This window comes from Mycobacterium sp. E2327, from assembly GCF_001672675.1.
GTDB lineage: Bacteria > Actinomycetota > Actinomycetes > Mycobacteriales > Mycobacteriaceae > Mycobacterium.
The window spans coordinates 20,087-40,680 of record NZ_LZKE01000213.1; the positions used below are offsets into that span (position 1 = coordinate 20,087).

Annotated in this window: 19 protein-coding genes and 3 pseudogenes; 10 read left to right on the forward strand and 12 right to left on the reverse strand. The window is 67.1% G+C overall.

Annotated features, from left to right (window positions below):
- Positions 1-16: 16 nt before the first annotated feature.
- Both A5712_RS24195 and A5712_RS24200 read right to left on the reverse strand, forming a co-directional pair.
- Positions 17-736, reverse strand: a complete 720-nt coding sequence (locus tag A5712_RS24195) for a DUF1906 domain-containing protein (protein WP_068111007.1) — start codon at positions 734-736, stop codon at positions 17-19.
- Positions 737-805: 69 nt separating this feature from the next.
- A complete protein-coding gene (locus tag A5712_RS24200) occupies positions 806-1,678 on the reverse strand; it encodes a MerR family transcriptional regulator (RefSeq protein ID WP_068111010.1) in 873 nt (290 codons plus the stop codon).
- Between the two features lie 40 nt (positions 1,679-1,718).
- Between A5712_RS24200 and A5712_RS32755 the strand changes: the two are divergent.
- Both A5712_RS32755 and A5712_RS32760 read left to right on the forward strand, forming a co-directional pair.
- Positions 1,719-2,132, forward strand: a pseudogene (locus tag A5712_RS32755) (aromatic ring-hydroxylating dioxygenase subunit alpha); the annotation flags it as partial.
- 114 nt (positions 2,133-2,246) lie between these two features.
- Positions 2,247-2,975 (forward strand): annotated as a pseudogene (locus tag A5712_RS32760) (SRPBCC family protein); the annotation flags it as partial.
- A 58-nt stretch (positions 2,976-3,033) separates the two neighbouring features.
- Here A5712_RS32760 and A5712_RS24210 read toward each other — a convergent pair.
- Entirely contained in the window at positions 3,034-4,380 is a 1,347-nt protein-coding gene (locus A5712_RS24210) for a secreted hydrolase (protein WP_068111055.1), read from the reverse strand.
- A 97-nt stretch (positions 4,381-4,477) separates the two neighbouring features.
- On the opposite strand from A5712_RS24210, the gene A5712_RS24215 reads away from it, so the two are divergent.
- Positions 4,478-5,944: an aldehyde dehydrogenase gene (locus A5712_RS24215; RefSeq protein ID WP_068111017.1), complete on the forward strand. Its 1,467-nt coding sequence runs from the start codon at positions 4,478-4,480 to the stop codon at positions 5,942-5,944.
- Here A5712_RS24215 and A5712_RS24220 read toward each other — a convergent pair.
- From A5712_RS24220 to A5712_RS24245, 6 genes are all read right to left on the reverse strand, one after another.
- Positions 5,939-6,475: a maleylpyruvate isomerase family mycothiol-dependent enzyme gene (locus A5712_RS24220; RefSeq protein WP_231982225.1), complete on the reverse strand. Its 537-nt coding sequence runs from the start codon at positions 6,473-6,475 to the stop codon at positions 5,939-5,941. The genes A5712_RS24215 and A5712_RS24220 overlap by 6 nt on opposite strands.
- A complete protein-coding gene (locus tag A5712_RS24225) occupies positions 6,462-6,911 on the reverse strand; it encodes a MaoC family dehydratase (RefSeq protein ID WP_068111019.1) in 450 nt (149 codons plus the stop codon). The genes A5712_RS24220 and A5712_RS24225 overlap by 14 nt, the downstream gene beginning before the upstream one ends.
- Complete coding sequence (locus A5712_RS24230; protein WP_068111058.1) at positions 6,908-7,381, reverse strand: MaoC family dehydratase N-terminal domain-containing protein; 474 nt, start codon at positions 7,379-7,381, stop codon at positions 6,908-6,910. The genes A5712_RS24225 and A5712_RS24230 overlap by 4 nt, the downstream gene beginning before the upstream one ends.
- Before the next feature lie 59 nt (positions 7,382-7,440).
- The gene (locus A5712_RS24235) at positions 7,441-7,866 is read right to left on the reverse strand and encodes a nuclear transport factor 2 family protein (protein WP_068111022.1); all 426 of its coding nucleotides are present in this window, start codon (positions 7,864-7,866) and stop codon (positions 7,441-7,443) included.
- A 91-nt stretch (positions 7,867-7,957) separates the two neighbouring features.
- Positions 7,958-9,523: an AMP-binding protein gene (locus A5712_RS24240; protein WP_068111024.1), complete on the reverse strand. Its 1,566-nt coding sequence runs from the start codon at positions 9,521-9,523 to the stop codon at positions 7,958-7,960.
- Positions 9,523-10,650, reverse strand: a complete 1,128-nt coding sequence (locus A5712_RS24245; protein WP_152531247.1) for a Rieske 2Fe-2S domain-containing protein — start codon at positions 10,648-10,650, stop codon at positions 9,523-9,525. Before A5712_RS24245 ends, A5712_RS24240 begins: the two co-directional genes overlap by 1 nt.
- Positions 10,651-10,757: 107 nt before the next feature.
- Between A5712_RS24245 and A5712_RS24250 the strand changes: the two genes are divergently transcribed.
- The 3 genes from A5712_RS24250 to A5712_RS24260 all read left to right on the forward strand — a co-directional run bounded on the left by A5712_RS24250 (position 10,758) and on the right by A5712_RS24260 (position 13,922).
- Entirely contained in the window at positions 10,758-12,035 is a 1,278-nt protein-coding gene (locus A5712_RS24250; RefSeq protein ID WP_068111029.1) for a cytochrome P450, read from the forward strand.
- A 442-nt stretch (positions 12,036-12,477) separates the two neighbouring features.
- A complete protein-coding gene (locus A5712_RS24255; RefSeq protein WP_068111032.1) occupies positions 12,478-13,002 on the forward strand; it encodes a PE family protein in 525 nt (174 codons plus the stop codon).
- A 332-nt stretch (positions 13,003-13,334) separates the two neighbouring features.
- Positions 13,335-13,922 carry a PE family protein gene (locus tag A5712_RS24260; RefSeq protein WP_068111035.1) on the forward strand — a complete coding sequence of 196 codons (588 nt, stop codon included), beginning with the start codon at positions 13,335-13,337 and terminating at the stop codon, positions 13,920-13,922.
- Positions 13,923-14,192: 270 nt separating this feature from the next.
- On the opposite strand, the gene A5712_RS24265 is transcribed toward A5712_RS24260, so the two are convergent.
- Positions 14,193-14,384 (reverse strand): ferredoxin, encoded by a 192-nt coding sequence (locus A5712_RS24265; protein ID WP_046185638.1) that lies wholly within the window; start codon positions 14,382-14,384, stop codon positions 14,193-14,195.
- Between the two features lie 18 nt (positions 14,385-14,402).
- Positions 14,403-16,793, reverse strand: coding sequence for a CaiB/BaiF CoA-transferase family protein (locus tag A5712_RS24270; protein WP_068111038.1), 2,391 nt, complete (start codon positions 16,791-16,793; stop codon positions 14,403-14,405).
- A 61-nt stretch (positions 16,794-16,854) separates the two neighbouring features.
- Here A5712_RS24270 and A5712_RS24275 point away from each other — a divergent pair, with 61 nt between their 5' ends.
- Complete coding sequence (locus A5712_RS24275; RefSeq protein ID WP_068111042.1) at positions 16,855-17,676, forward strand: FadR/GntR family transcriptional regulator; 822 nt, start codon at positions 16,855-16,857, stop codon at positions 17,674-17,676.
- Between the two features lie 5 nt (positions 17,677-17,681).
- Entirely contained in the window at positions 17,682-18,401 is a 720-nt protein-coding gene (locus tag A5712_RS24280) for an SDR family oxidoreductase (RefSeq protein ID WP_068111045.1), read from the forward strand.
- Here the strand turns inward: A5712_RS24280 and A5712_RS24285 are convergent.
- Positions 18,364-19,230 (reverse strand): LLM class flavin-dependent oxidoreductase, encoded by an 867-nt coding sequence (locus tag A5712_RS24285; protein WP_068111049.1) that lies wholly within the window; start codon positions 19,228-19,230, stop codon positions 18,364-18,366. The genes A5712_RS24280 and A5712_RS24285 overlap by 38 nt on opposite strands.
- Positions 19,231-19,300: 70 nt before the next feature.
- Between A5712_RS24285 and A5712_RS24290 the strand changes: the two genes are divergently transcribed.
- Both A5712_RS24290 and A5712_RS24295 read left to right on the forward strand, forming a co-directional pair.
- Entirely contained in the window at positions 19,301-20,359 is a 1,059-nt protein-coding gene (locus tag A5712_RS24290) for an acyl-CoA dehydrogenase family protein (protein WP_068111052.1), read from the forward strand.
- Positions 20,356-20,594: pseudogene (locus tag A5712_RS24295) on the forward strand (acyl-CoA dehydrogenase family protein); the annotation flags it as partial. The gene A5712_RS24290 and the pseudogene A5712_RS24295, both read left to right, overlap by 4 nt.

The window sequence follows — 20,594 nt, forward strand, 5'->3', positions numbered from 1 at the left end:
TTGGACCGCGGGGACCCTAGGCCCACTGACCGAATTGCGGTTTGAGGATTTCGTTGACGTCGACCCCCACCCCGCCGACGCTTCGTTTGTCGATCTCCACCTGATGCAGGCTCGCGGCCGGATGGGCGAAGCCCTTCGGCGAGCCCCAGTTGTGCTGCCAGAAGTACGAGCCGAGGCCGTCGTGCAGCGCCCAGTCGATGGTTTTTGAATTGGCGTACACGCCGGTGCGGTCGTGCCCGATCACCGACTCCCAGGAACGCAGATACGGGACTATCTGCTGCTTGTACTGCTCGTACGACGGGTCGTCGTCGATCGACGCGTAGATCGGGGCGTTCGCCGGACCGCCGGCGGCGGCGTGCAACTGCATCCCGCGCTGCGCGTGTTGCAGCCCCGCGGCCGCCCCGCCTAGCCAGTCGGCGGTGGACCCCTTGCCGTACTGGTAGCACGAGACGATCTTGAGCCCGTTGCTGCTCAGGTCACGGGCTTCACCCACCTGGATCGGCTTGCCCAGCATCCAGTTGCCGCCCGGCCGGCGGTCGGAGACGTAGCGAATGGATCCGACCGCTCCGGCGGCCCGGATCTGGCTCGCTGGGATCACCCCCGCCGCGTAATCCAGCAGGGTGCCCAGTGACGCTGAGGCCGGTGCGGCCCGCAACGATGCCGCCGCGACGCCCAGCCCGACCAGGCCCGGGGTCGCGGCCGCGAATTTGAGCACGTCACGGCGCGAGACCGACACATGCCACAGGGTACGACAGGAATATCACTTGTCACATCAACCACTTGAGCATCAAAGATCACATATGCATCACTTCGGCGCATCGCCAGGCAGCACGATGACGATGATGGCCTCCAGGCCGCGGCGGGCGGTCTGCCGCGAGATCTCATCAAGGAAATGGGCGGCCGCCGGGCTTATGGATCCGGCCCAGGCCCGGAATCCCTGCACCATCACCGGGTCGTTCACCAGCAACGGTTGCACCCGCCGCAGCACGCCGACCACGTCTTCGGGCAACGGATCGGCTACTTGCGCGTCGATCCAGGTGCGCGCGAGTTCTGTTGCCGCGGAATCGCTTTCGTCTAACGCAACCACGTCGTTGGCGAGTTTGCGCAGCCGGTCGAAGAGCACTTGATGTCCCGGCGTCTCGGCCAGTTGCTCCAGCAGCGTGCTGGCCGCCGGGGGCAACGCCATCTGCCCGAACAAAGCAGGAACCGGCAGCTCCCACCCGTCAAAGAGCTGGGCGTACATCTCGGTGACGGACGGGGAAAGCGGGGCGGTGAGCCTGCCGATGACGCCGATGCTGTCACGATGCCTCGTCGCCAGCCTGCGCAGGATGTCTTCGTTGAGGCCGGACGGGCCGGTATCGGTCGCGGCATCGATCGCCGCGATCAGCTGATCGAGCCGATCGCGCTCGCGCACCAGCAGGGTGCGGTGCTCGTCGAGCAGCTCGGCCAGGGTGGTCTGGCCCCCGTCGAGCAAGCGCTGGATGTCGTTGATGCCGACGCCGAGGCTTCTCATCAGGTCGATGCGCAGCAGCTCGAGCACCTGGTCGACGTCGAAGACGCGGTAGCCGTTGCTCAGGTATTCGGCGTGCAGCAACCCAATTTTCTCGTAGTGGCGGATGCGGCCCGCTGCGATTCCGGTCAGGGCCGCAACGTCGCCGATCAGCAACTGCTCAGCCACGGCTTGACCTTACAACTGTCACAAGGTCTGTACTGGGCATATGGAGCGTGACCAGCTCGTCGACCTGACGCGGCGTGCGTTGAAGCTGGCGCGTGACAAGACGACCGACCTCGCGCCGTCGCAGCATCGGGTGGACGCACGGGATTACACGTCGGTCGAGCGGCACGAACGGGATCGGGCCATGCTGCTGGCCAGCCCGCAGTTGGTCGGCTACGTCTCGGAGCTGCCGGCTCCGGGCGCGTACTGCACCAAGACGGTGATGGGTCGATCGATCCTGCTGACGCGCACGTCGGCGGGTGCGGTCAAGGCGTTCGACAACGTCTGCCTGCACCGTCAATCGCAGGTCGCAACGGGGTGCGGCATGGCGAAGCGGTTCACGTGTCCCTACCACGCGTGGACGTACGACAACACGGGGCGCTTGGTGGCGCTTCCGGGACATGAGGGGTTCCCGGAGGCGTCGATCGCAAGCGCGGCGAAGCCGGGCGCAGCGGGTCGGCGCCCGTCAGCGGAGGCGTCGATCGCAAGCGCGGCGAAGCCGGGCGCAGCGGGTCGGCGCCCATCGGAGACGGCGACCGTCAAGTCCGATGGTTTGACGGAGCTGCCGGCCGCCGAATATGCCGGATTCCTTTGGCTCGCTTTGGATCCCGGCGCGACCTTGGACGTCGCCGCGCATCTGGGGCCGCTGGCCGAAGAGCTCGATTCCTGGGGCATCGGCCGGTGGTCGCCGTTGGGCGAGAAGGTGCTCGACTTTCCGATCAACTGGAAGCTGGCGGCCGACACCTTCGCGGAGAACTACCATTTCGCCACCGTGCACCGACAAACCTTTGCCACCATCGCCCGCAGCAACTGCACGGTGTTCGACTCCTACGGCCCCCATCACCGGTTGATCTTCCCGCTGAACACGATCCTGGGCCTCGACGATATTCCCGAAGACCAATGGGACCCGTTCCACAACATGGTCGTGATCTACGCGCTGTTCCCGAACATCGTGCTGTCCGTGACGATCGCCAACGGCGAGCTCTTCCGCATCTATCCGGGCGACCGGCCCGGTCGGTCGATCACCGTGCACCAGAACTCGACACCGCTGGACCTGTCCGACGAGTCCGTCGCCGCCGGCGCTCGAGCCGTCTTCGAATACGCCCACGCCACGGTCCGCGACGAGGACTACCGGCTGGCCGAGGGCCTGCAGGCCAACCTCGAGTCGGGCGCCCGGGATCACCTGGTGTTCGGCCGCAACGAACCGGGGCTGCAGCACCGCCACATCACTTGGGCACAAGCGCTCGCGACCAGCCTGTAAATTTGCAGCGAAAGCGCGAGTGAACGCCTGCGAATTTACAGGCTCGACGTGGAATCCCTCAGTTCTGCTCGGACAAGACGGCGATCAGATCTTCGAGAATCGTTGCCAGCAGGTCATTTTCGACGAGAGCCGCGCCACTCAGCAGTTCGACCGCCTCGCCGCGACGGCCGGCGGCGACCAGTGGAACCACCCGGTCGACGATCGCCTGCAGCTCCGGGGCGGTCGGTTCCACGTTCGCGACGGTCGTCGCCAGCACCTCGACCAACTCCCAATCGCGATACAGCGCTAGCGAGCGCTCGTTGAAGGCGAACCCGGTCACCGGTTTGCCCCACAGCGTCCCGTGGTAACGGTAGGGACCTTCCATGTACTCGATCGGCAGGCCGTGCGCCGGAGCCGCCACCAGCGGCTCCCCGACAATGTCGAGTTGCAGTGTGGCGCAGCGGATCCGGTGGCGGTCCGGCATGTACCGAGCCGACGCGACGGGCCGCACCAGCGGACGCACCACGTTCGGCCACCGGACGTAGCTGTGGATCGTGATCTCGACGTCCTCCGCGCAGTCGGGCGGCGCGGCCGGGTCGGGGTAGCTGGTCGTGACACCGGTAAACGGTTGCAGCGCATTGCCGTTCGTGCGGTCGAACTGCCGCCAGATGCTCAGGTCCACGCCATTGTCGAAGTTGATGGTCCGCCACTCGTGTGACCTCGCCCGGGGGTCTCCCCCGCTCCCCCCGCCGCCGGCGTACTTCGGGAACCACTGCCGGTCGACGTGCCCGCCGCTGCCGGAGACCTGCTCGACGACGTCTCCCCAGCGCAGCGTTCCCGTCATCGCCATTCCGGTCTGGAAGTACGAGTACGTGTCGCTTTGGCCGAAGCACACGATCTTCCCGTTGTAGGTCGACGCACCCACCGGTGTCGGTGCGCGCGTTGGGGTTACGGCAAGGTCGAGGCGCATCGGCCGGCCGGCGTGGTCCTCGCCCACCAGGCTGACGCGGTACGTGAACGGCAGCAGTTCCCCGTCGCCGTTGCGGCAGGCGCCCCACGACGCGGTTCCCGCGCCGCTGTGGTAGCTCAGGTCGAGGTAACCCGGCGCCATGCTCAGCTTGCGCTGGGCCCCCGGCTCCATGTTCGCCGGCGGCATGTCGTAGTCCGTGTAGGTGCCGTAGTCACCGGTGTCCAGGTCGAACAGCGCCATCGTGTAGAAATCCGCGACGACCGTTCCACCCGGCCGGTTCTTGTTGAAGATGGTCAGGAAGGCAAACGAGCGGCCGCTTTCGGCGGCATCGAGCTGCCCGGCGATGAACCAGGTGTCCGACTCCTGATCGGCGTGTTCGCCTTCGGCGGCGGGGAAGTCCAGCTGGGGATCGCCCGGAACCAACCGGAACGGGTAAGTGCGCCAGTCGCTATCCATGTCGCTTCCTTGCCACGGCGCCATCCTGCTTTTTTCACTATGTTAGCGTCAATAGCGAAATTGCGGTCGCGGTCCCATTCCCCGAGGAAGTGCCCCGATGACAGACAATCCCGGCCATCGTTCCTACAACGAACTCTTCATCGGGGGGCAGTGGCGCAAGCCCGCCAACCCACAGCAGCTTGCCGTGATCTCGCCGCACTCCGAAGAACCGGTCGGCCACGTCCAGGTGGCCGGGCCCGAGGACGTCGATGCCGCCGTCGCCGCCGCGCGAAGCGCTTTCGACCGCGGCCCTTGGCCCCGCATGACCCACGCCGATCGGATGGCCAAAGTCGAGCAGCTCGCCGGGATCTACGGCGGCCACATCGAGGAGATGGCCGACCTGATCACCGACGAGATGGGTTCTCCGCGCAGTTTCAGCCGGCTGGGTCAAGGCGCCGCCGCTGCCTCGCTGATCCATCTCTCCCTGGCCGCCGCGCGCGACTTTCCCTGGACGGAGCGCCGCCAGGGCGTGCTCGGGGAAGTGCACCTGCGCCGGGCACCCGTCGGGGTGGTCGGGGCGATCGTGCCGTGGAACGTGCCGCAGTTCCTGATCATGCCCAAGCTGATCCCGGCGCTGATCGCCGGTTGCACCGTGATTATCAAGCCCGCGCCCGAAACGCCCTTGGACGCTTTGTGGTTGGCCGAGATGATCGAACAACTTGACCTGCCCGACGGGGTGGTCTCGGTGCTGCCGGGCGGACCCGACATCGGCGAGGCGCTGGTCCGCCATCCCGGTGTGGACAAGATCGCTTTCACGGGTTCCAGCGCCGTCGGGCGCCGGATCGCCGCGCTGTGCGGCGAGCAGCTGAAGCGCTACAGCCTGGAGCTGGGCGGCAAGTCGGCGGCGATCATTCTCGACGACGCCGACGTGGGCAAGACGGTGGCCGGGCTGAAAACCGCCGGCCTGATGAACAACGGCCAGGCCTGTGTCGCGCAAACCCGCATCCTGGTCAGCGACCGGCGGCACGACGAGGTCGTCGACGCGCTGGGCGAGATGATGTCGGCGCTCAATGTCGGCGATCCGGCCGACGAGGCCACGGACATCGGACCCCTTGTGGCGCAACGGCAACAACGTCGGGTGCAGGAGTACATCCGCTCCGGCAAGACCGAGGGGGCCCGCGTCGTGCTCGGCGGCGAAGACAGTCCGTCGGGGCGCGGCTGGTACGTGCGGCCGACGCTGTTCGCCGACGCCACCAACGACATGCGCATCGCCCGGGAGGAGATCTTCGGACCGGTGTTGACCGTGCTGCGCTACCGCGACGAGGACGACGCCATCCGGATCGCCAACGAGAGCGACTACGGTCTGGCCGGTTCGGTGTGGACCTCCGACATCGCCCACGGCTTGGAGGTCGCGGCCGGGGTCCGCACCGGCACCTACGGCATCAACATGTACACCCTCGACATCGGCGCCCCGTTCGGCGGCTTCAAGCAATCGGGCATCGGACGCGAGTTCGGACCCGAGGGCCTGCACGAGTACGTCGAGCTTCAGACGCTGGTGTGCAAGGGCAAGCTGCCGCCGCTATAGCCCGGGCAGTCGCCACGCGGGGTCGCGGCCCAGTTGCGCGAGAAGCCTTGCCTGCACGTCGATTTCGCCATTCACCGCCACCGGCGCCTTGAACATTCCCGACGCGGTCAGCTCCCGGCTCTCCGGCGGCAAGGCGGCGTAAAACCTTTGGCACCAGTCGGGATCCAGCCGATCGTCGGCGCCCACCGCGCGGGCGAGGTCCCAGGTGTGCACCACGACATCGCGGGTCAGGTTCGGCATCAGCCGGTAGGCGTCAAGCCGCGTCGCGCTACCGGATTCGAGCGCCCCGGTCAGCGAGTCATAGGTCAATTGCCAACGCGCCCGCGGATCGTCCCGGGGCCGGTCGGGTTTCAGCCCGAGGGGCCGCAGGAGAAGCACGTCGTGAAAGCCGATCACGTGCTCGAGCACGCCTCGGGCGTCCCAGGCATCGCACGGTGAGCGACGATCCCACCTGCCCTCCGCCGCGGCGACCGCCTCGCTGAACCGCCGGCACGCCGCGAGGTGCAGTTCGGCCACGTCATCTATCGCCACGGCGTTCGGGCATCTGCAGCGTGAGCTCGACCGGACAGCACAGGGCGCCATGCTGATTGGTCACCTGGATCTCGATGTCAACAAGGCAGCGCGGCGGATCCACCGAGGCATCCCGCCGCTTGGCCAGCGCCCGCCCGCGCCCGATCATCGTGTCACCCGCGTACACCGAGCCGACCAGCCGCATCGAGCGGCGCACCACGCGGCTGCTCGCGCCCGCCCAGTCGGTGGCGACCCGGTCGGCGAACCCCGCGAGGTGCATGGTGTTGACGTAAATCGTTGGGTTGCTTTGATTTTGGGCGTAACTCGGGTCGAAATGCCCCGGGAAATAGTCCCACGTCGCCCCGGCGTTCTCGACCACTCGCTGATAGCTGATGTGATCGACCACCTCCGGCAAGTCAACGGGGACCTCGATCGTGTTCCAGTCCAGGTCGGTCACGACGCGCCATCCGGGGTGAACCGGAACAAGGTGTTTCGGCACGTGGCCACCACGGCGCCGTCCTGACGGGTATAGGTCTCCAGCGTCTCGACGAAATGACCGACCCCCAGCCGGGTCCGCTTCTCCGGTGACACGGACACCAGCTCCTCGACGGCGGTGAGCACGTCCCCCTCGACGATGGGCCGCAGGAACTCAACGTCGTTGGCCGCGTTGATGAACGTGGTGCCGGGCAGCGGCACCCGCAGCACCACCGAGGCCGCGGGCGGCCTGCCCGTCGGCTGCCAGGGCGGCGGGATCAGCCAACCCATCAGGAGGGCCGGCGGGGCGAGCAGCCCGCCCCACGTCTCCCGGGCAAACTCCGCATCCCAATACGATCGGTTCCCGTCGTGGACCATCGCGGCAAAAAGCTGGATGCGTGCGCCGCTGACCGGGGTCGCAGCGGTGCGGGGTTCGCTCGTCGCGCCGACCATGCGCAGCGCGTCTTCGTAGCTACCAAAGGCTAGCTGGTAGCTGAGGTCGTGATCCGCACTCACATGACGAGCGGGTGCCGGCTGGGCACCGAATCCCATTCGAGCGCACGGGAAGTGAAGTACCAGGCGCCGCGCTCGTAGATCAGCGTGTCCCGGTACGTTCCGGTGGCCCGCAGGGTGGTGTCGCCGTACATCGCGGCGAACAGCACCGCGACGCAACGCATGCTCGCGTTGATGCCGTCGACGCGGATCTCGTGGTCGAGGGTGACCAGGCGCTGCCCGTCGCCGCCGTCGAAGGCCGCGCGCAGGTCGGTGAACAGGTCGCCATCGCGGGTGTAGCTCGCGCCGGCGTGGCGGAACGTGGCGATCCAGCGGTCGCGGTCACCGTCGGAGTAGGCCCTGTTGTGCCGGGCGGTCAGATCCAGGATGGCAGCGCGGGCTGTGGCGGCCTGGAGCATCTGCTGTTCCTGATAGGTCATGGTCATGTGCTGTGCAGCCTCTCTGGACGACGCCCAATAAGGGGTAGTTACGTAACAATAAATTAACTTACCGACGATTACGTAACATTAACGTAACTTACCGGCGAACGATATACCCCGCTTTCTCACGATCCCAGGCGCCCGGACCCAGTCCGCGAGCGCGCAACACGTCTTTACGCACTCGTCCGATGACGTTCTTGGGCAGTTCATCCACCGCCTCGACGAATCGCGGGACGCAGAAGTACGGCATCCGGGTGGTGCAGAAGTCAAGCAACTCCGCGTAGTCCAGGCCCGCCCCGGGGCGCAGCGTCACGATCAACAGGATGTCGTCTTCGCCCAAGTCGCTGGGCACCCCGACCGCTGCGGCTTCGGCCACCGCGGGATGGCGCATGACGACGGCCTCCACTTCGACCGAGGAGATGTTTTCGCCTCGCCGGCGCAACGAGTCTTTGATGCGGTCGACGTATGTCAGGTTTCGGTCGGCGTCGAGTCGGCCCAAATCGCCGGTGCGAAACCACTCCGGGTGCGGCTCCACCCGCGAGCCCTCGCCCACGTAGCCCTCGCTCATCACATGCGGGTGTCTGGGACGGCAGGTGATCTCTCCGACTGCGCCGGGCGGCAGCGGGTCGCCGCGCTCATCGACGATGCGCACCTCGAAATTCGGATTGGGCCGGCCCGAGGTCCCGGGCACGCCTTCGTCGGACACGCCCTTGACGGCGACCGGAAAGGCCTCGGTCATGCCGTACATCGTGACGATGCGGCAGCCGTAACGCTTTTCGATCTCGTGGTAGGCATCCGCGTCGATGGGTGCGGCGGAGATGAACCGCAGCGGGAGCTGCGCGTCACGAGGATCCGGGGGCAGGTTCTGCAGCATCGACACCATGGCGCCGGCACCGGCGAAACCGCTGGCCCCGCGGGCGCGGATGTCGTCCCAGACCTCGCCGGGATGAAACGCCTTGGCCAACACGGTCGTTCCGCCGACCAGCATCGGTGCCAGCACGCTGGGCGCCGCGCTCAGGTGGAAGAGCGGCATCGCCGTCCACAGCACCTCCCCCGGGCCGAATTCCCACGCGGCGGCGGCGGTAGCGGCGACCGAGAACAGGTAATGCCACGTCGTGGCAACCGCTTTCGACGGCCCTGTGGTGCCGGAGGTGAAAAACAACACGCCCACGTCGGCCGGGCCGAGGGGGCTTTCGGTCACCGGAACGTCGGCGTCGAGGTGCAACGTGGCGGTGAGCGAATCGTCCTGCACCACAACGCCGGTCACCGTGTCCAGCTGCCCGACGACCTCGTCGACCCGGGGCCGGCGCTCGGCGTCGGTGAGAATCACCCTGGCCCGCGACAACCGCAGCGTGTGCAGCAGGAAATCGCCCTTGTTCGCGGCGTTCACCGCGGCACTGACCGCGCCGATGCGCGCCGCGCCCAGCCAGAAGTACACCCATTCCAGGCAGGTGGCGGTGAACAGCGCCACGCAATCGCCGGGTCCGACGCCTAAACCGGCCAACACGTGCGCCGCCGCGCGGGATCGCCGGCGCATCTGCTCGAACGTCACGTCCACGCCGGCGATCGACATCATCACTCGGTCGGGGTGCTGTTCCGCTCGCCGATCCAGGACGGCCGGCACGGTGAAGCTGTCGACGCCGAAATCCGACGGTCCCGGCATCAGGCTTTCGCGGCCGCCGGGTCGGGTTCGCCGTCGGCCGTGTAGCCGAAGTCGGACGGCGAGGGCTGCGGGCCCGGGTAGAAGCGGTGCGCCCAGCGGCGAAGGGCGGCATAGTCGTGCGCCTCTTCGGGTGCCAGGTTGGGCTTTTCGAGGTATTTCATGTTCTCCCAGGTGAAGAAGTCTTGCTTGATGACCTCTTGCTGCAATGCCAGGAACTTGGCGGCGCGGCCGGTGGGTGCGTCGCCGGTGTCGCCGGGCTCGCGGATCGAAGCCTGCGTGTAGAAGTAGTCGGTGTAGTCCTCGTCGACCGGCGTCTGCCCGGTCACCTGCACGGTGGCCACCAGCTCGCTGGGGAAGCGAACCAGGCCCAATCCCAACGAGTAGTTGTCGTAAATGATCTTGGCGTCGACCGGCCCGTTCGGGGTCAGCCAGGTCGAGGCGCGGCCGCCGCCGAAATGGGCGTTGACGGTGGCGTGCAGGTGGTATCCGGAGACCTCGAACGACGAGGTGGTGGCGGGATTGGCGGCCTTGTGCACGTACTGCACGTGGTAGGGATCGGCGGCGTTCTCGATGATCATCTGCGGGTGCACCTTGACCCGGTTGAGCATCTGCGTGTGCGGGTGCAGCGGGTAGTACTCGTTGGTCTCCAGCTCGGGCAGCACCGGCGGCTGCCAATATGGCGCGCGCCCGTGCCGCTCGTGCCACGCGAGGATGAACCCGTACCACTCCATGCTCGGGTAGGTGCGGATGCGGACGTTGTTCTTGCAGCCGATCTTGCTGTAGGGGATCAAGGCGTTGGTGCCGTCGCCGCGCCACCGCCAGCCGTGCCAGGGACAGACGATGTTCTCGCCCTCGACGGTGCCGCCGACGCCGAGGTTGGCGCCGAGGTGCTGGCAGTAAGCGTCCATCACGTGCACCTGGCCGGATTCGGTGCGGAAGAGCACCAACTCCTCGCCGAAGTAGTGCGCGCGCTTGACCTCCCCGGGAGGCAGGTCCGAGCCGAACGCGACGATGAACCAGCCCGTCGGGAACCGGTAGGTAGACAGCGCGATGCCGGCCTGCCCGAACTCACGCTCCGAAGGATCTGCGGCCGACTCTGATGCCGAGTCCGAAATTGTATCCGTCACGACCCCTCCCAGCGGGTTCGACGATAGGCTCTATTTTTACTATCTTAAGCATTGAACGTCAACGCGGCGCCGTTAAGGTCCCGCATTGCGCTAGAAGCGGGGTTCAGATGACGGCTGCGGCGGTGGATCTATCCGATCTTGCCTTGTGGCGCAACGGTTTTCCCGACGAGCTGTTCGCCGAATTGCGACGCTCCCGTCCGCTGTTCCGGCACGAGATGACCCCGGGCGTCACTCAGCTCTTTTCCAAGACGGTCCACCGTGAATTCTGGGTGGCCACCAAGCATCGGCACGCGGTGCGCCTGCATCGTGATACCGATTCCTTCACCGCGGTCGACGGCCCGCTCATCCAGCCGGTCGGAATGTTCTCGTCGTACCCGACGATCATCAACATGGACCCGCCGGATCTGAACAAGCGCCGCAAGCTGATCGCAGGCGCGTTCAACCCGCGGGCGATCGCCAAACTCGAGGACGGCATCCGGGCGCGCGCCGCGCGGATGATTGACCGCCTACTCGCCGAGGGCGGCGGCGATTGGATCGAGGACGTCGCCGACGCGCTGCCGATGACGGTCATCGGCGACATCATCGGCATACCGGAAGAAGACCGGCCGCGAATCTTCGATTGCCTGGACGGCATCCTGAAAGCCAATGCGCCCGGGGCCCGGCCGACCTTTCAGGACTACACCGATCTCTACGCCACCATCTTCGGGTACGCGATGGAGCTCACCGCGGAAAAGCGGCGCCATCCCACCGATGACATCTGGAGCACACTGGCCTCCGCCGTGATCACCGGCGAGGACGGCGAGGAATTCAGCTTGCCCGCCAACGAACTCGAGTTCTTTTTCTTCGTGCTGACATTCGCCGGCAGCGACACCACCAAGAACGCGTTGGCGCTTGGGCTGCAGGCGTTCGCCGAGAACCCCGAGCAGATCGAGCGGTACCGGGCGCGGGAGGAGCTGCGGCCGAGCGCCGTCGAGGAGGTGTTGCGTTGGGCGTCACCGGTTGCCTACTGGACGCGCACCGCCAAGGTCGACGTCGAGATGGACGGCCAGCACATCGCGAAGGGCGAGCGGGTGGTGTCCATGCTGCGCTCGGCCAACCGCGACGAGGAGGCGTTCCCCTCACCGTTCACCTTCGACATCGGGCGTCAGCCCAACCCGCACGTGGCGTTCGGGGGCGGCGGACCGCACCACTGCCTGGGCGCCATGCTGGCGCGCGCGGAACTCCGCGCGGTCTTCGACGAACTGCTGCTGCGCTGCGACGACATCGCCCTCGGTCCGGCCAAGGTGGCCCATCCGAACCTGCTCACCAACATGTCGATCTATGACGAGATGGCGATCTCGCTGGGAGAGCGCTCCGGCCGGGAGTGCCTGCCGCGAGGCGAATAATCGCCCACGCCGGATTTGATAGCACCGGCGCGATCGGTTCGTGAGTCACTCATCCCCAAATCGAGCGCGGCTCTGTCCAGGGCATGTGACCTACTCCGGATTTGATAGCGCATGCGCTATCAATTGGAGGCTTTCTCATCCCGTTCAGTCGCGGACGCGTCACCGAACGCGGCGAACACCGCCAGCGGGTCCAGGTATTTGCACCTGACCTCGTCTTCATCACCGGAGCGGTATTGCGGAGCCTGCCGGCCAGGTGGGCCTCCGCCATCACCGGGCCGCCCCTGCTCTCCTCGGGGCCGGCCTGTTCTCGGCGATGCCGGGAGGAAACCCACTAATCGAGTGCTAATCGAGTAGGTGACTACTCAGGAGTGACCTGAGAAGTGGCGCGATACTTTCGCCTAGCCACGAGGGTTTCTGCAGACGACCAAGTGGGAGGACAGACATGGCGTATGTGATCGCGGCGCCGGAGATGATGACGGCGGCTGCAACAGATTGGGCAGCCCTCGGCTCGAACGTCAACGCGGCCCATATGGTGGCGGCTGCTCCGACCACCGCCCTGGTGCCCGCAGCGGCTGATGAGGTGTCGGCGGCAATCACCCGCGCCTTCTCGGAGCACGCTGCTCGGTATCAGGCGCTGGCCGGTCAGGCGGCGGCGTTTAACGACCAGTTCGTGCAGCACTTGATTGCAAGCGCGGGCGCGTATGTGGCCGCGGAGGCCGCCAATGCCGTGGAGTTGCAGCCGATCGTGGGCTCGTTTACCAGCAATGCGACCGCATTACTCAGCCAATTCCTTAATTCGCCAATAGCCTTTTTGACCCAGCTGATAATTAACGGTTTGACTCCCGTTGCCTTTTTATCCTTTGCCCTCTTCTTTCTCGCGTGGTTGATTCTGATAATCCTGCTGGTCCAGTATTTGCCGTACGTTAACAATATGATATTTTCCGCCCTCGCCGCGTGGGGACTTTAGGGGACTCACCGCGAACTTCTGACCACCTTTCGACACGTCGATCCGCGACTCCAACTTCGGCTAAGCGACGGGGCGTTGAGCCACGGCACTTATTTGTATGGACATATATCCCGGAGGCTGAGTTCGTGGCGCTACGGGCTAACCCAGTGGCGAAACGAACCGTTTCTGACCGGGCTGCGCCCAGCATGAATAGGCGCGCGATCAGCTTTCACCAGGCCCACCGAAGGCGTCCACGTCCAAAAGCAGTACCGCCAGATGCCAAAAGCAGTAGTTCACTACGGATACCGATCTCTGAGGTCGAGCGCATCCTGGGGGCGGCCAGGAGGTGCGAGATGGCATACGTGATCGCGGACCCGGAGCTAATGACGGCGGCGGCAGGGGACCTGGCAACCATCGCCTCAAACGTCAACGCGGCCCACATGGTCGCGGCGACCCCGACCGTCGCGGTGATACCCGCCGCCGCCGACGAGGTCTCGACGAGTATCGCGCACCTGTTCTCCCAGCACGCCGCGAACTATCAGGCGCTGGCCGGTCAGGCTGCGGCGTTTCAGGAGCAGTTTGTGCAGCACTTGACTGCCGGTGCGTCCTCCTATGCCGACATTGAGGGCGCTATCGCCGCGGCCTTGCGACCCGTCATCGATGCCGCCATCGCCACGGGTCTGCACCTGCTGCGCAGCGGCCTTTACGCCGTCGACCAGCTAGTGCTGGCCATCAACGTGGCGCTCCCACCGTCGTTGGCAATGCTGGGCGCCGCAGTGGTGCAATTTGTCGCGCCCTTCCTGATCATCGGCGCCTTCCTCGGGTTCATTCTATTTTTTGAATTTTTGATCTTCCTATACGCCCTTCCTCAGATATTGCCCTTCGTTCCTCAGCTACTGTTGTCCTACGTTCCTCAGATATTGGCATCGTTCGGCATCTAGCGGGACGTCTTTCGATACGCTGTCCCGGATCGTGACCGACCAGCATTCAAAATGCCCTTACAGGGGCAAATGAATAGGGTGCGAGCCCAAGTGTCTTTGCGGGGCAGTCGGGCGAGGGCGCCGGGAAAAAGGCGTATTCACATGGAAAACCCGATGCGGCGCGGGTAATCCGGGACGGTGATGACGTACTCGACCACCACATCCTCGGCGCGCATGTCGAAGAAGTCGGTCCCGTCGACCAATCCGCTCAGTGCCGCGGCGGCGAGCCCGTCAGTCGATCAGACGCAGCGCGGCCTTGGGGCACTGGTCCACCGCGGCGCGCACATCGATCTCCAGCCGCGGCGGCACCGGACCGTCCGCGATCTGCACCACGTCCTCGTCGCCCAGCTCGAACACCTCCGGGGCGAGCGATTCGCAAAAGCCGTTGGCCTCACACAGGTTCTCGTCGACCGTAACGCGCATCAGGCGACCTCCTCACCGTTATCTTTTGAGGCCCGCCGGGCGGGTCCCGATCACTTTGTCGCTGGCCAGGTTTGCCAGCTCGTCGTCGGTCAGTCCACACAGATCGCGCAGTACCTCCCCATTGTGCTCGCCTAGCCGCGGCGGCGGGCGTAGCAGCCACTTGTCCTGGCCGGCCAGCTTCGCGAACGGCGGACACGGATACAGGCCCGGCCCGGTGCTCGGATGGTTCAGGGCCTCCAGGAATCCCCGGTCGCGCAGTTGGGGGTTCTCGGTCACCAACGACGGCGATACGACTGGCGCGGCGGGAACGCCCGCCCCGGCCAACCGCTCCACCGTCGGTTCCAGCGGTTGCGCGGCGAACCACTCCCGCAGCCGGCGATCGATGTCGTCGGCCCGCTCCCGCCGCCCCGCCACGGTCGCCAGGTTTTCGTCGCACCAGGCCGGACGATCCATCACGTCGACCAGGGCTTGCCACTGCGGATCGTCGCGCACCGTGACGGCGATCCAGTCGTCGTCGCCGGCGCACCGGTAGATGTTCTGGATCGCCTCCCCGTGACCACGATTGCCGCGCCGACCCAGCGTCACCCCGAACACCTCGGCTTCGATCGCCTGTATCGCGGTGGCGTTGAGCACCGTCTCCAGCATCGGCAGCTCGAGCAGCTGGCCGGTGCCGGTGCGTTGGGCGAAATCCAGGGCGGCCAGCACGGCGAACGCGGCGTGCACGCCGGCCAGCGGATCGCAGGCCCCGCGCGGCGTCACCGGCGGGGCCTCCGGCAACCCGGTCACCCAGGCCAGGCCGGCGATCTGCTCCATGGTCGGGGCGAATCCGACGCGTTCACGCCACGGACCGTCCAGGCCGAACGCCGGCATCCGGGCGACGACGAGTTTCGAGTTGACCTTAAGCAGCACGTCCGAGGTGAGGCCGAACTGGTCCATCACCCGCGGTGAGAAGTTCTCGATCACCACGTCGGCGCCGGTTACCAGATCCAGAAACAGCTCGCGTCCGCGATCCGAGCCCAAATCCAGTGTGACGGAACGTTTGTTGGTGTTCATCGCGTGAAACACCCAGCCGTACTCCCACCAGTCGTCCACATCGGTGCGCATCCCGCCCGAGTAGCGAATGCCGTCGGGCCGCTGGATCGACTCCACCTTGACCACGTCGGCGCCGAACGCGGCCAGCAGGTGGGTCGCGGCCGGCCCGGCCCAGAACGCCGTCAGGTCGACAATCCGCAGGCCCTCCAGCGGCAGACCCCGTGAAGTGGGCACGGGATCGGATTCGCTTCTCTCCCAGGCCGGTTCGTCGTTGGCCTCACCCGGCGCCGGGGTGGCACCCAGCGGCGCGGGCGCGCACGCCGCCATCAGCCACGGCGGGCGCGGCTGGTGAAAGCCGGCCGGGTTGGGCGTAAACACCCCGCGCTCCCGCACGTACTCCAGGTCGCGAATGGTGGAGCCGTTGCCCAACGCCGCGATCGGCAACCGGAACAGCTGACCGAGTTCGACGATCTCCGCCACGGTGCGTTCGGCCAGCCACGGTCCGATGTGTTCGCGGATCAGGTCGCGGTAGGCCCACCGGCCGATCTGAAACCGCAGCTGTTCGATCTCCTCCAGCTGGGGGCACTCCACCATCGCGCAAAAGTCCAGCCATTGCTGCCCGGTGACCATGGTGATGCCGACGTAGCCGTCCTTGGCCGGTTCGATCGAGGGCACTTCCAACGTGCGGCGGACGGGCGGAACGCGCAGCAGCTGTGAATGCAACCATTCGCTGCTCTGCATCGCGGTCATCGCCTCGAGCATCGACAGGTCGAGATGCTCGCCAGTGCCGCCACGCTCGACTCGCCGACGCAGGGCCAGCGCGCCGAACGCGGCGTAGACGCCGCCCATGTACTCCCCCAGGTCACCGCCGATCGCAATCGGTGGCCCGTCCGGGTCGCCGCGAAAGCCGGGCGAGCCGGCCCACGCCTGCAACGTGAATTCGCTCGCGGCGCGTTCGGCATAGGGTCCGGTCCAACCGAAGTCGGAGATCGTGACGACGATCGCCCGCGGCGAATCGGCCAGTAGCCGCTGCGGGTCGATGCCCAGCGCCGCGGCCCCTAACCGGCCCGCGGTGACCACCACGACGTCGGCACCGGCCAGCTCGGCGCGATAGCGTTCGGAGTCCGCCGCGACGGTCAGGCTGCGCTTGCCGGCGTTGAGGTAGCTGAAGAACGGGGACGGCTCGCCGTCCGGCACGGGCGAACAGCTGGCCGAGTACCGCCGCAGCCAATCCCCTTGCGGCGGTTCGATTTTGCGCACCTGCGCCCCGGCGTCGACGAGCAGCTTGCCGCAGTAGTCGCCGGCTATCCGGTCGCTGACCTCGACGACACGCAATCCGTCGAGCGGGGTCGGCCGGCTGTCGGGCTCGCGCCTCACGCGGCTATTTATACCATTACTGCTAAAATAGCTAAGCCAGTCGAGCACGCGCGAGGATTGGATGACCGCCCTGGGAATTGGCCAAGACGCCCGTCGCCGACTGTCGGCGCCGCGGATCGCCGAAATCGTAGCCGACGAGTTGCGCCGTCAGATCATCGACGGTGAGCTCGCCGACGGCGATCTGCTGCCGCGCCAGGAGGTGCTCGTCGAGCAGTTCAACGTCAGCCTGGTCTCGCTGCGCGAGGCGCTGCGGATCCTGGAAACCGAGGGCCTGGTTTCGGTCCGGCGGGGCAACCGCGGCGGCGCCGTGGTGCACGCGCCCGCGAAGACCAGCGCGGCCTACATGCTCGGCCTGTTGCTGCAGAGCGAGTCCGTCCAGGTGGCCGACCTGGGCTTCGCGCTGCGGGAACTCGAACCCGCCTGCGCCGCGCTGGCCGCCCAGCGCCCCGACCGCGCGGACACGCTGGTGCCGGAGCTCAAGCGGGTCAACGACTCGATGGCGGAGAACCTCGACGACGGGCGGCTCTTCACCGAAATCGGCCGTGAATTCCACGATCTCGTGGTCCGCGGCTGCGGAAATCACACCATCATCGCGGTGGTCGGCAGCCTGGAGACGCTGTGGACCAGCCACGAGCAGCAGTGGGCCGACGAAAGCTCGGCGCGCGGCACCTACCCCTCGCTGACGCAGCGCCGCGCCGTGCTAGCCACCCACATCAAGCTGACCGACACCATCGCGGAGGGTGACGTCGACCGCGCCCGCCGCATCGCGGGCCGCCATCTCGCCGACGCGCAGACCTACGTGCTGTCGGGCCGGCCGGATCAACGCATCCATGCGCTGTCGCCGCAGGCATTGGCGCGCCCGCGGGACGTCCGGCGCCCCTGACGTCGATGCGAACCGCACTAGTCACCGGCGGCAGCGGCGGGATCGGGAAGGGATGCGCCCGCAAGCTCAGCGAGCTCGGTTACGACGTGGTGCTTTCGGCGCGGCGCGAGGCCCCGCTCCGCGCGGCCGCTGACGAGCTCGGTGCGCGCCACATCGTCGCCGACGCGTCCGATCCCGACGGATTCGCTTCTGCCATTAGCGGTTTGGAGCGGATCGACCTCGTCGTGCATGCGGCCGGCACCCTCGGCGGAACGTACGCCCGCAAGCAGACATTCGATCAGTGGCGCGACATCATCTCGGCCAACCTGGATTCCTGCTTCGTGGTGACGGCCGCCGCCCTGCCCCGGATGCGCGCGGGCTCACGGTTCGTGTTCATCTCGTCGTCGGCGGCGCATGAGCCGATGATGGCCCGCACCGCCTACTCCGCGTCGAAAGCCGGCATGAACGCGTTCGCCCGCGCCCTCGCGCTCGAGGTGGACCGTGACGGGATCGCCGTGCACATCGTCACGCCCGGCCCGGTGGAAACCGAGATGCTGCAGGACGTTCCCTTCGAGATGTACGCGATCCAGGTGTCCGACGTCGCCGAGGCGGTCGCCTGGCTGGACACCGTCGACCCGTCGGTCGACCTGCCGGAGATCCGGCTGTCGGCCGTGCAGCGCGGTCCGTACGCGCGGCCGCCGGTCGTGCCTACGGAAGCCCGCCGCCGGCGCCAACGAACCCCTTGATCACCGACTCGCCGAACTCGCGCAGGGATTCCGGCGCGGCGAAATCGGCGAACCACACGTAGAACCGCTCGACGCCCTGGGCGGCCAGACCGCCGAAGTGCGCGATCAGCTCGTCGGCATCACCGCAGACCAGTCCCGAGCCCAGGTTGCCGAATCGCCGGGTGCTCACCTCGCGCACCTTGTCCGGATCGCTGCCTGTCCGGACAAATCCCACCATCTGCTGCATCGACACGCGCGCCGTGCCCGCGGCGGGGGCCAGCTTGGGCAATTTGTCGAGATGGTTGGCCGGCAGATTCCACCAATCCGCGTATTTACGAACGAGTTCCATCATCCGGGGTCCGGTGCCGCCCAGCAGCAGCGGTATCGGGTGGGACCTGCGCGGGACCTGCGCGGCCTCCCCCGGCACGTCGCCCCAGTACTGCCGGATCAGCTCGATATGGCGCCCGAGCTGTGCGACCCTGGCCTTCGAATCCGGCTCACCCACATCGAATCTGGTGAATTCGGCGGGCCAGGAGCCCGCGCCGAGGCCGAGGTCGAACCTGCCGTTCGACGCGTCCGAGAGGGTGACGGCTTGTTTGGCGAGCACGGCCGGATGCCGGAACGCGTCGCACAGCACCAGGTGGCCGATCCGCAGCCGCTCCGTCTTGGCGGCCACCCAGGTGGCTATGCCCATTGCCTCCCAAATGGTTTCGTCGGGCAAGCCGGGCGCCTCGAGGTGATCGATGAACGCCACTCCGTCGAAACCGCAGGCCTCGGCATGAAGCGTCCGCTCCGTGATGTCGGCGGCCGACAACCGTACTTGGGGCAGGAACAGATACCAGTCGACCATGCGCCCACCTATGCTCGCGCCGATTGCAACAGCGGCGCTAGTTTACTATTTTTATTATGTTAGGGGTCTTATGGATGTCGGTCTGACTTCGGAGCAGCTGTCGCTGCGCGACACCGTGCGCGGCATCCTGCGCACCGAGTGTCCGCCCGATGCCGCCCGTCAGGCGATGGTAGATCCCGAGCGCTGGCGCGCCCCGTGGAAGACGGTGGTCGACCTCGGCTGGACGGAGCTCGCGGCCCCCGAAGCTACCGACTACGGGCCCGTCGAGCTGGCCGTCGTCCTCGAGGAATGCGGCGCCGCGATCGCGCCGATCCCCTTGCTCAGCAGCGTCGGGCTCGCCGCGGGCGCGTTGCGGGCCAGCGGCCTCGACTCGGTGCTCGCCGACATCGCCGGCGGCGCCGTCGCCACCCTGGCGGTCCACTCGAAAGGGTCTCGGCTGCCCGGCGCACCCATGACGTTGCGCGGGGGACGGCTGCGCGGGCGGGCGGTCGCGGTCCCCAACCTGTCGCGCGCCGAACTGCTCGTCACGCTGGCCCACGCGGACAACGAGGTCATGGCGGTCGTCGCGCGCTGTGGTGACGGGGTGACCGTGCTGGCGGGCGAGTCGACGGACCCCGCGCAACCGGTGGCCGACGTCGAGGTCGACGCCGAGCCGTTGGCCGCCGCCCCGGTGGACCTCGAATCCGCGCTGACCACGCCGCTGGTGGCCGCGGCCGCCGACCTGGTCGGCGTGGCCGGCGCCGCCCTGCACCGCGCGGTCGAGCACGCGAAGACGCGGCGGCAGTTCGGCACGCCGATCGGTGCGTTCCAAGGCATCAAACACGCGCTGGCCGACAACCACGTCGGCCTGGAGCGGGCGCGCAGCCTCACCTACGCCGCCGCGGCGCGGCTCGCCGATCCCGACCCGGGTGACGCCTGGACCGCCGCCGCGCTGGCCAAGGCGGCGGCCGGCGAAGCGGCGGTCAATTGCGCGCGGACCGCGGTGCAGGTGCACGGCGCCCTCGGGCAGACCTGGGAGCACGACATCCACCTCTACGTCCGGCACGCCTGGCAGGGGGCGGCGATGCTGGGCGACAGCCGCGCGCTCTACCACGAGGTGGGCCGCCGGTTCGCGGGGAGCAGCGGATGACCGCCGTGGAATCCATAGTCGACGAATTCGGCGCGTGGCTCTCGGAATTCCTGCCGAAGGACTACTACGAGAAGTACCGCGCATACCGCTGGGACCTGCCGCTGCGGCGGGACTACCAGCGGGCCGCCTTCGAGGCCGGCTGGATACAGCCGACCTGGCCCCGCGAACACGGTGGCCGCTCGCTCGGCTTGCGTGAGGCGATGGAGGTTCGGATCGAGGCGGCGCTGCGATCCGC

What these genes read in the sequence shown, in the direction of transcription:
- A5712_RS24265 (WP_046185638.1), bottom strand. Translation starts at nt 14,384, where the DNA reads ATGCGCGTTACGGTCGACGAGAACCTGTGTGAGGCCAACGGCTTTTGC.
- A5712_RS24250 (WP_068111029.1), top strand. Translation starts at nt 10,758, where the DNA reads ATGACGGCTGCGGCGGTGGATCTATCCGATCTTGCCTTGTGGCGCAAC.
- A5712_RS24240 (WP_068111024.1), bottom strand. Translation starts at nt 9,523, where the DNA reads ATGCCGGGACCGTCGGATTTCGGCGTCGACAGCTTCACCGTGCCGGCC.
- A5712_RS24235 (WP_068111022.1), bottom strand. Translation starts at nt 7,866, where the DNA reads ATGACCATGACCTATCAGGAACAGCAGATGCTCCAGGCCGCCACAGCC.
- A5712_RS24280 (WP_068111045.1), top strand. Translation starts at nt 17,682, where the DNA reads ATGCGAACCGCACTAGTCACCGGCGGCAGCGGCGGGATCGGGAAGGGA.
- A5712_RS24215 (WP_068111017.1), top strand. Translation starts at nt 4,478, where the DNA reads ATGACAGACAATCCCGGCCATCGTTCCTACAACGAACTCTTCATCGGG.
- A5712_RS24230 (WP_068111058.1), bottom strand. Translation starts at nt 7,381, where the DNA reads ATGGTCGGCGCGACGAGCGAACCCCGCACCGCTGCGACCCCGGTCAGC.
- A5712_RS24285 (WP_068111049.1), bottom strand. Translation starts at nt 19,230, where the DNA reads ATGGTCGACTGGTATCTGTTCCTGCCCCAAGTACGGTTGTCGGCCGCC.
- A5712_RS24255 (WP_068111032.1), top strand. Translation starts at nt 12,478, where the DNA reads ATGGCGTATGTGATCGCGGCGCCGGAGATGATGACGGCGGCTGCAACA.
- A5712_RS24290 (WP_068111052.1), top strand. Translation starts at nt 19,301, where the DNA reads ATGGATGTCGGTCTGACTTCGGAGCAGCTGTCGCTGCGCGACACCGTG.
- A5712_RS24260 (WP_068111035.1), top strand. Translation starts at nt 13,335, where the DNA reads ATGGCATACGTGATCGCGGACCCGGAGCTAATGACGGCGGCGGCAGGG.
- A5712_RS24210 (WP_068111055.1), bottom strand. Translation starts at nt 4,380, where the DNA reads ATGGATAGCGACTGGCGCACTTACCCGTTCCGGTTGGTTCCGGGCGAT.
- A5712_RS24275 (WP_068111042.1), top strand. Translation starts at nt 16,855, where the DNA reads ATGACCGCCCTGGGAATTGGCCAAGACGCCCGTCGCCGACTGTCGGCG.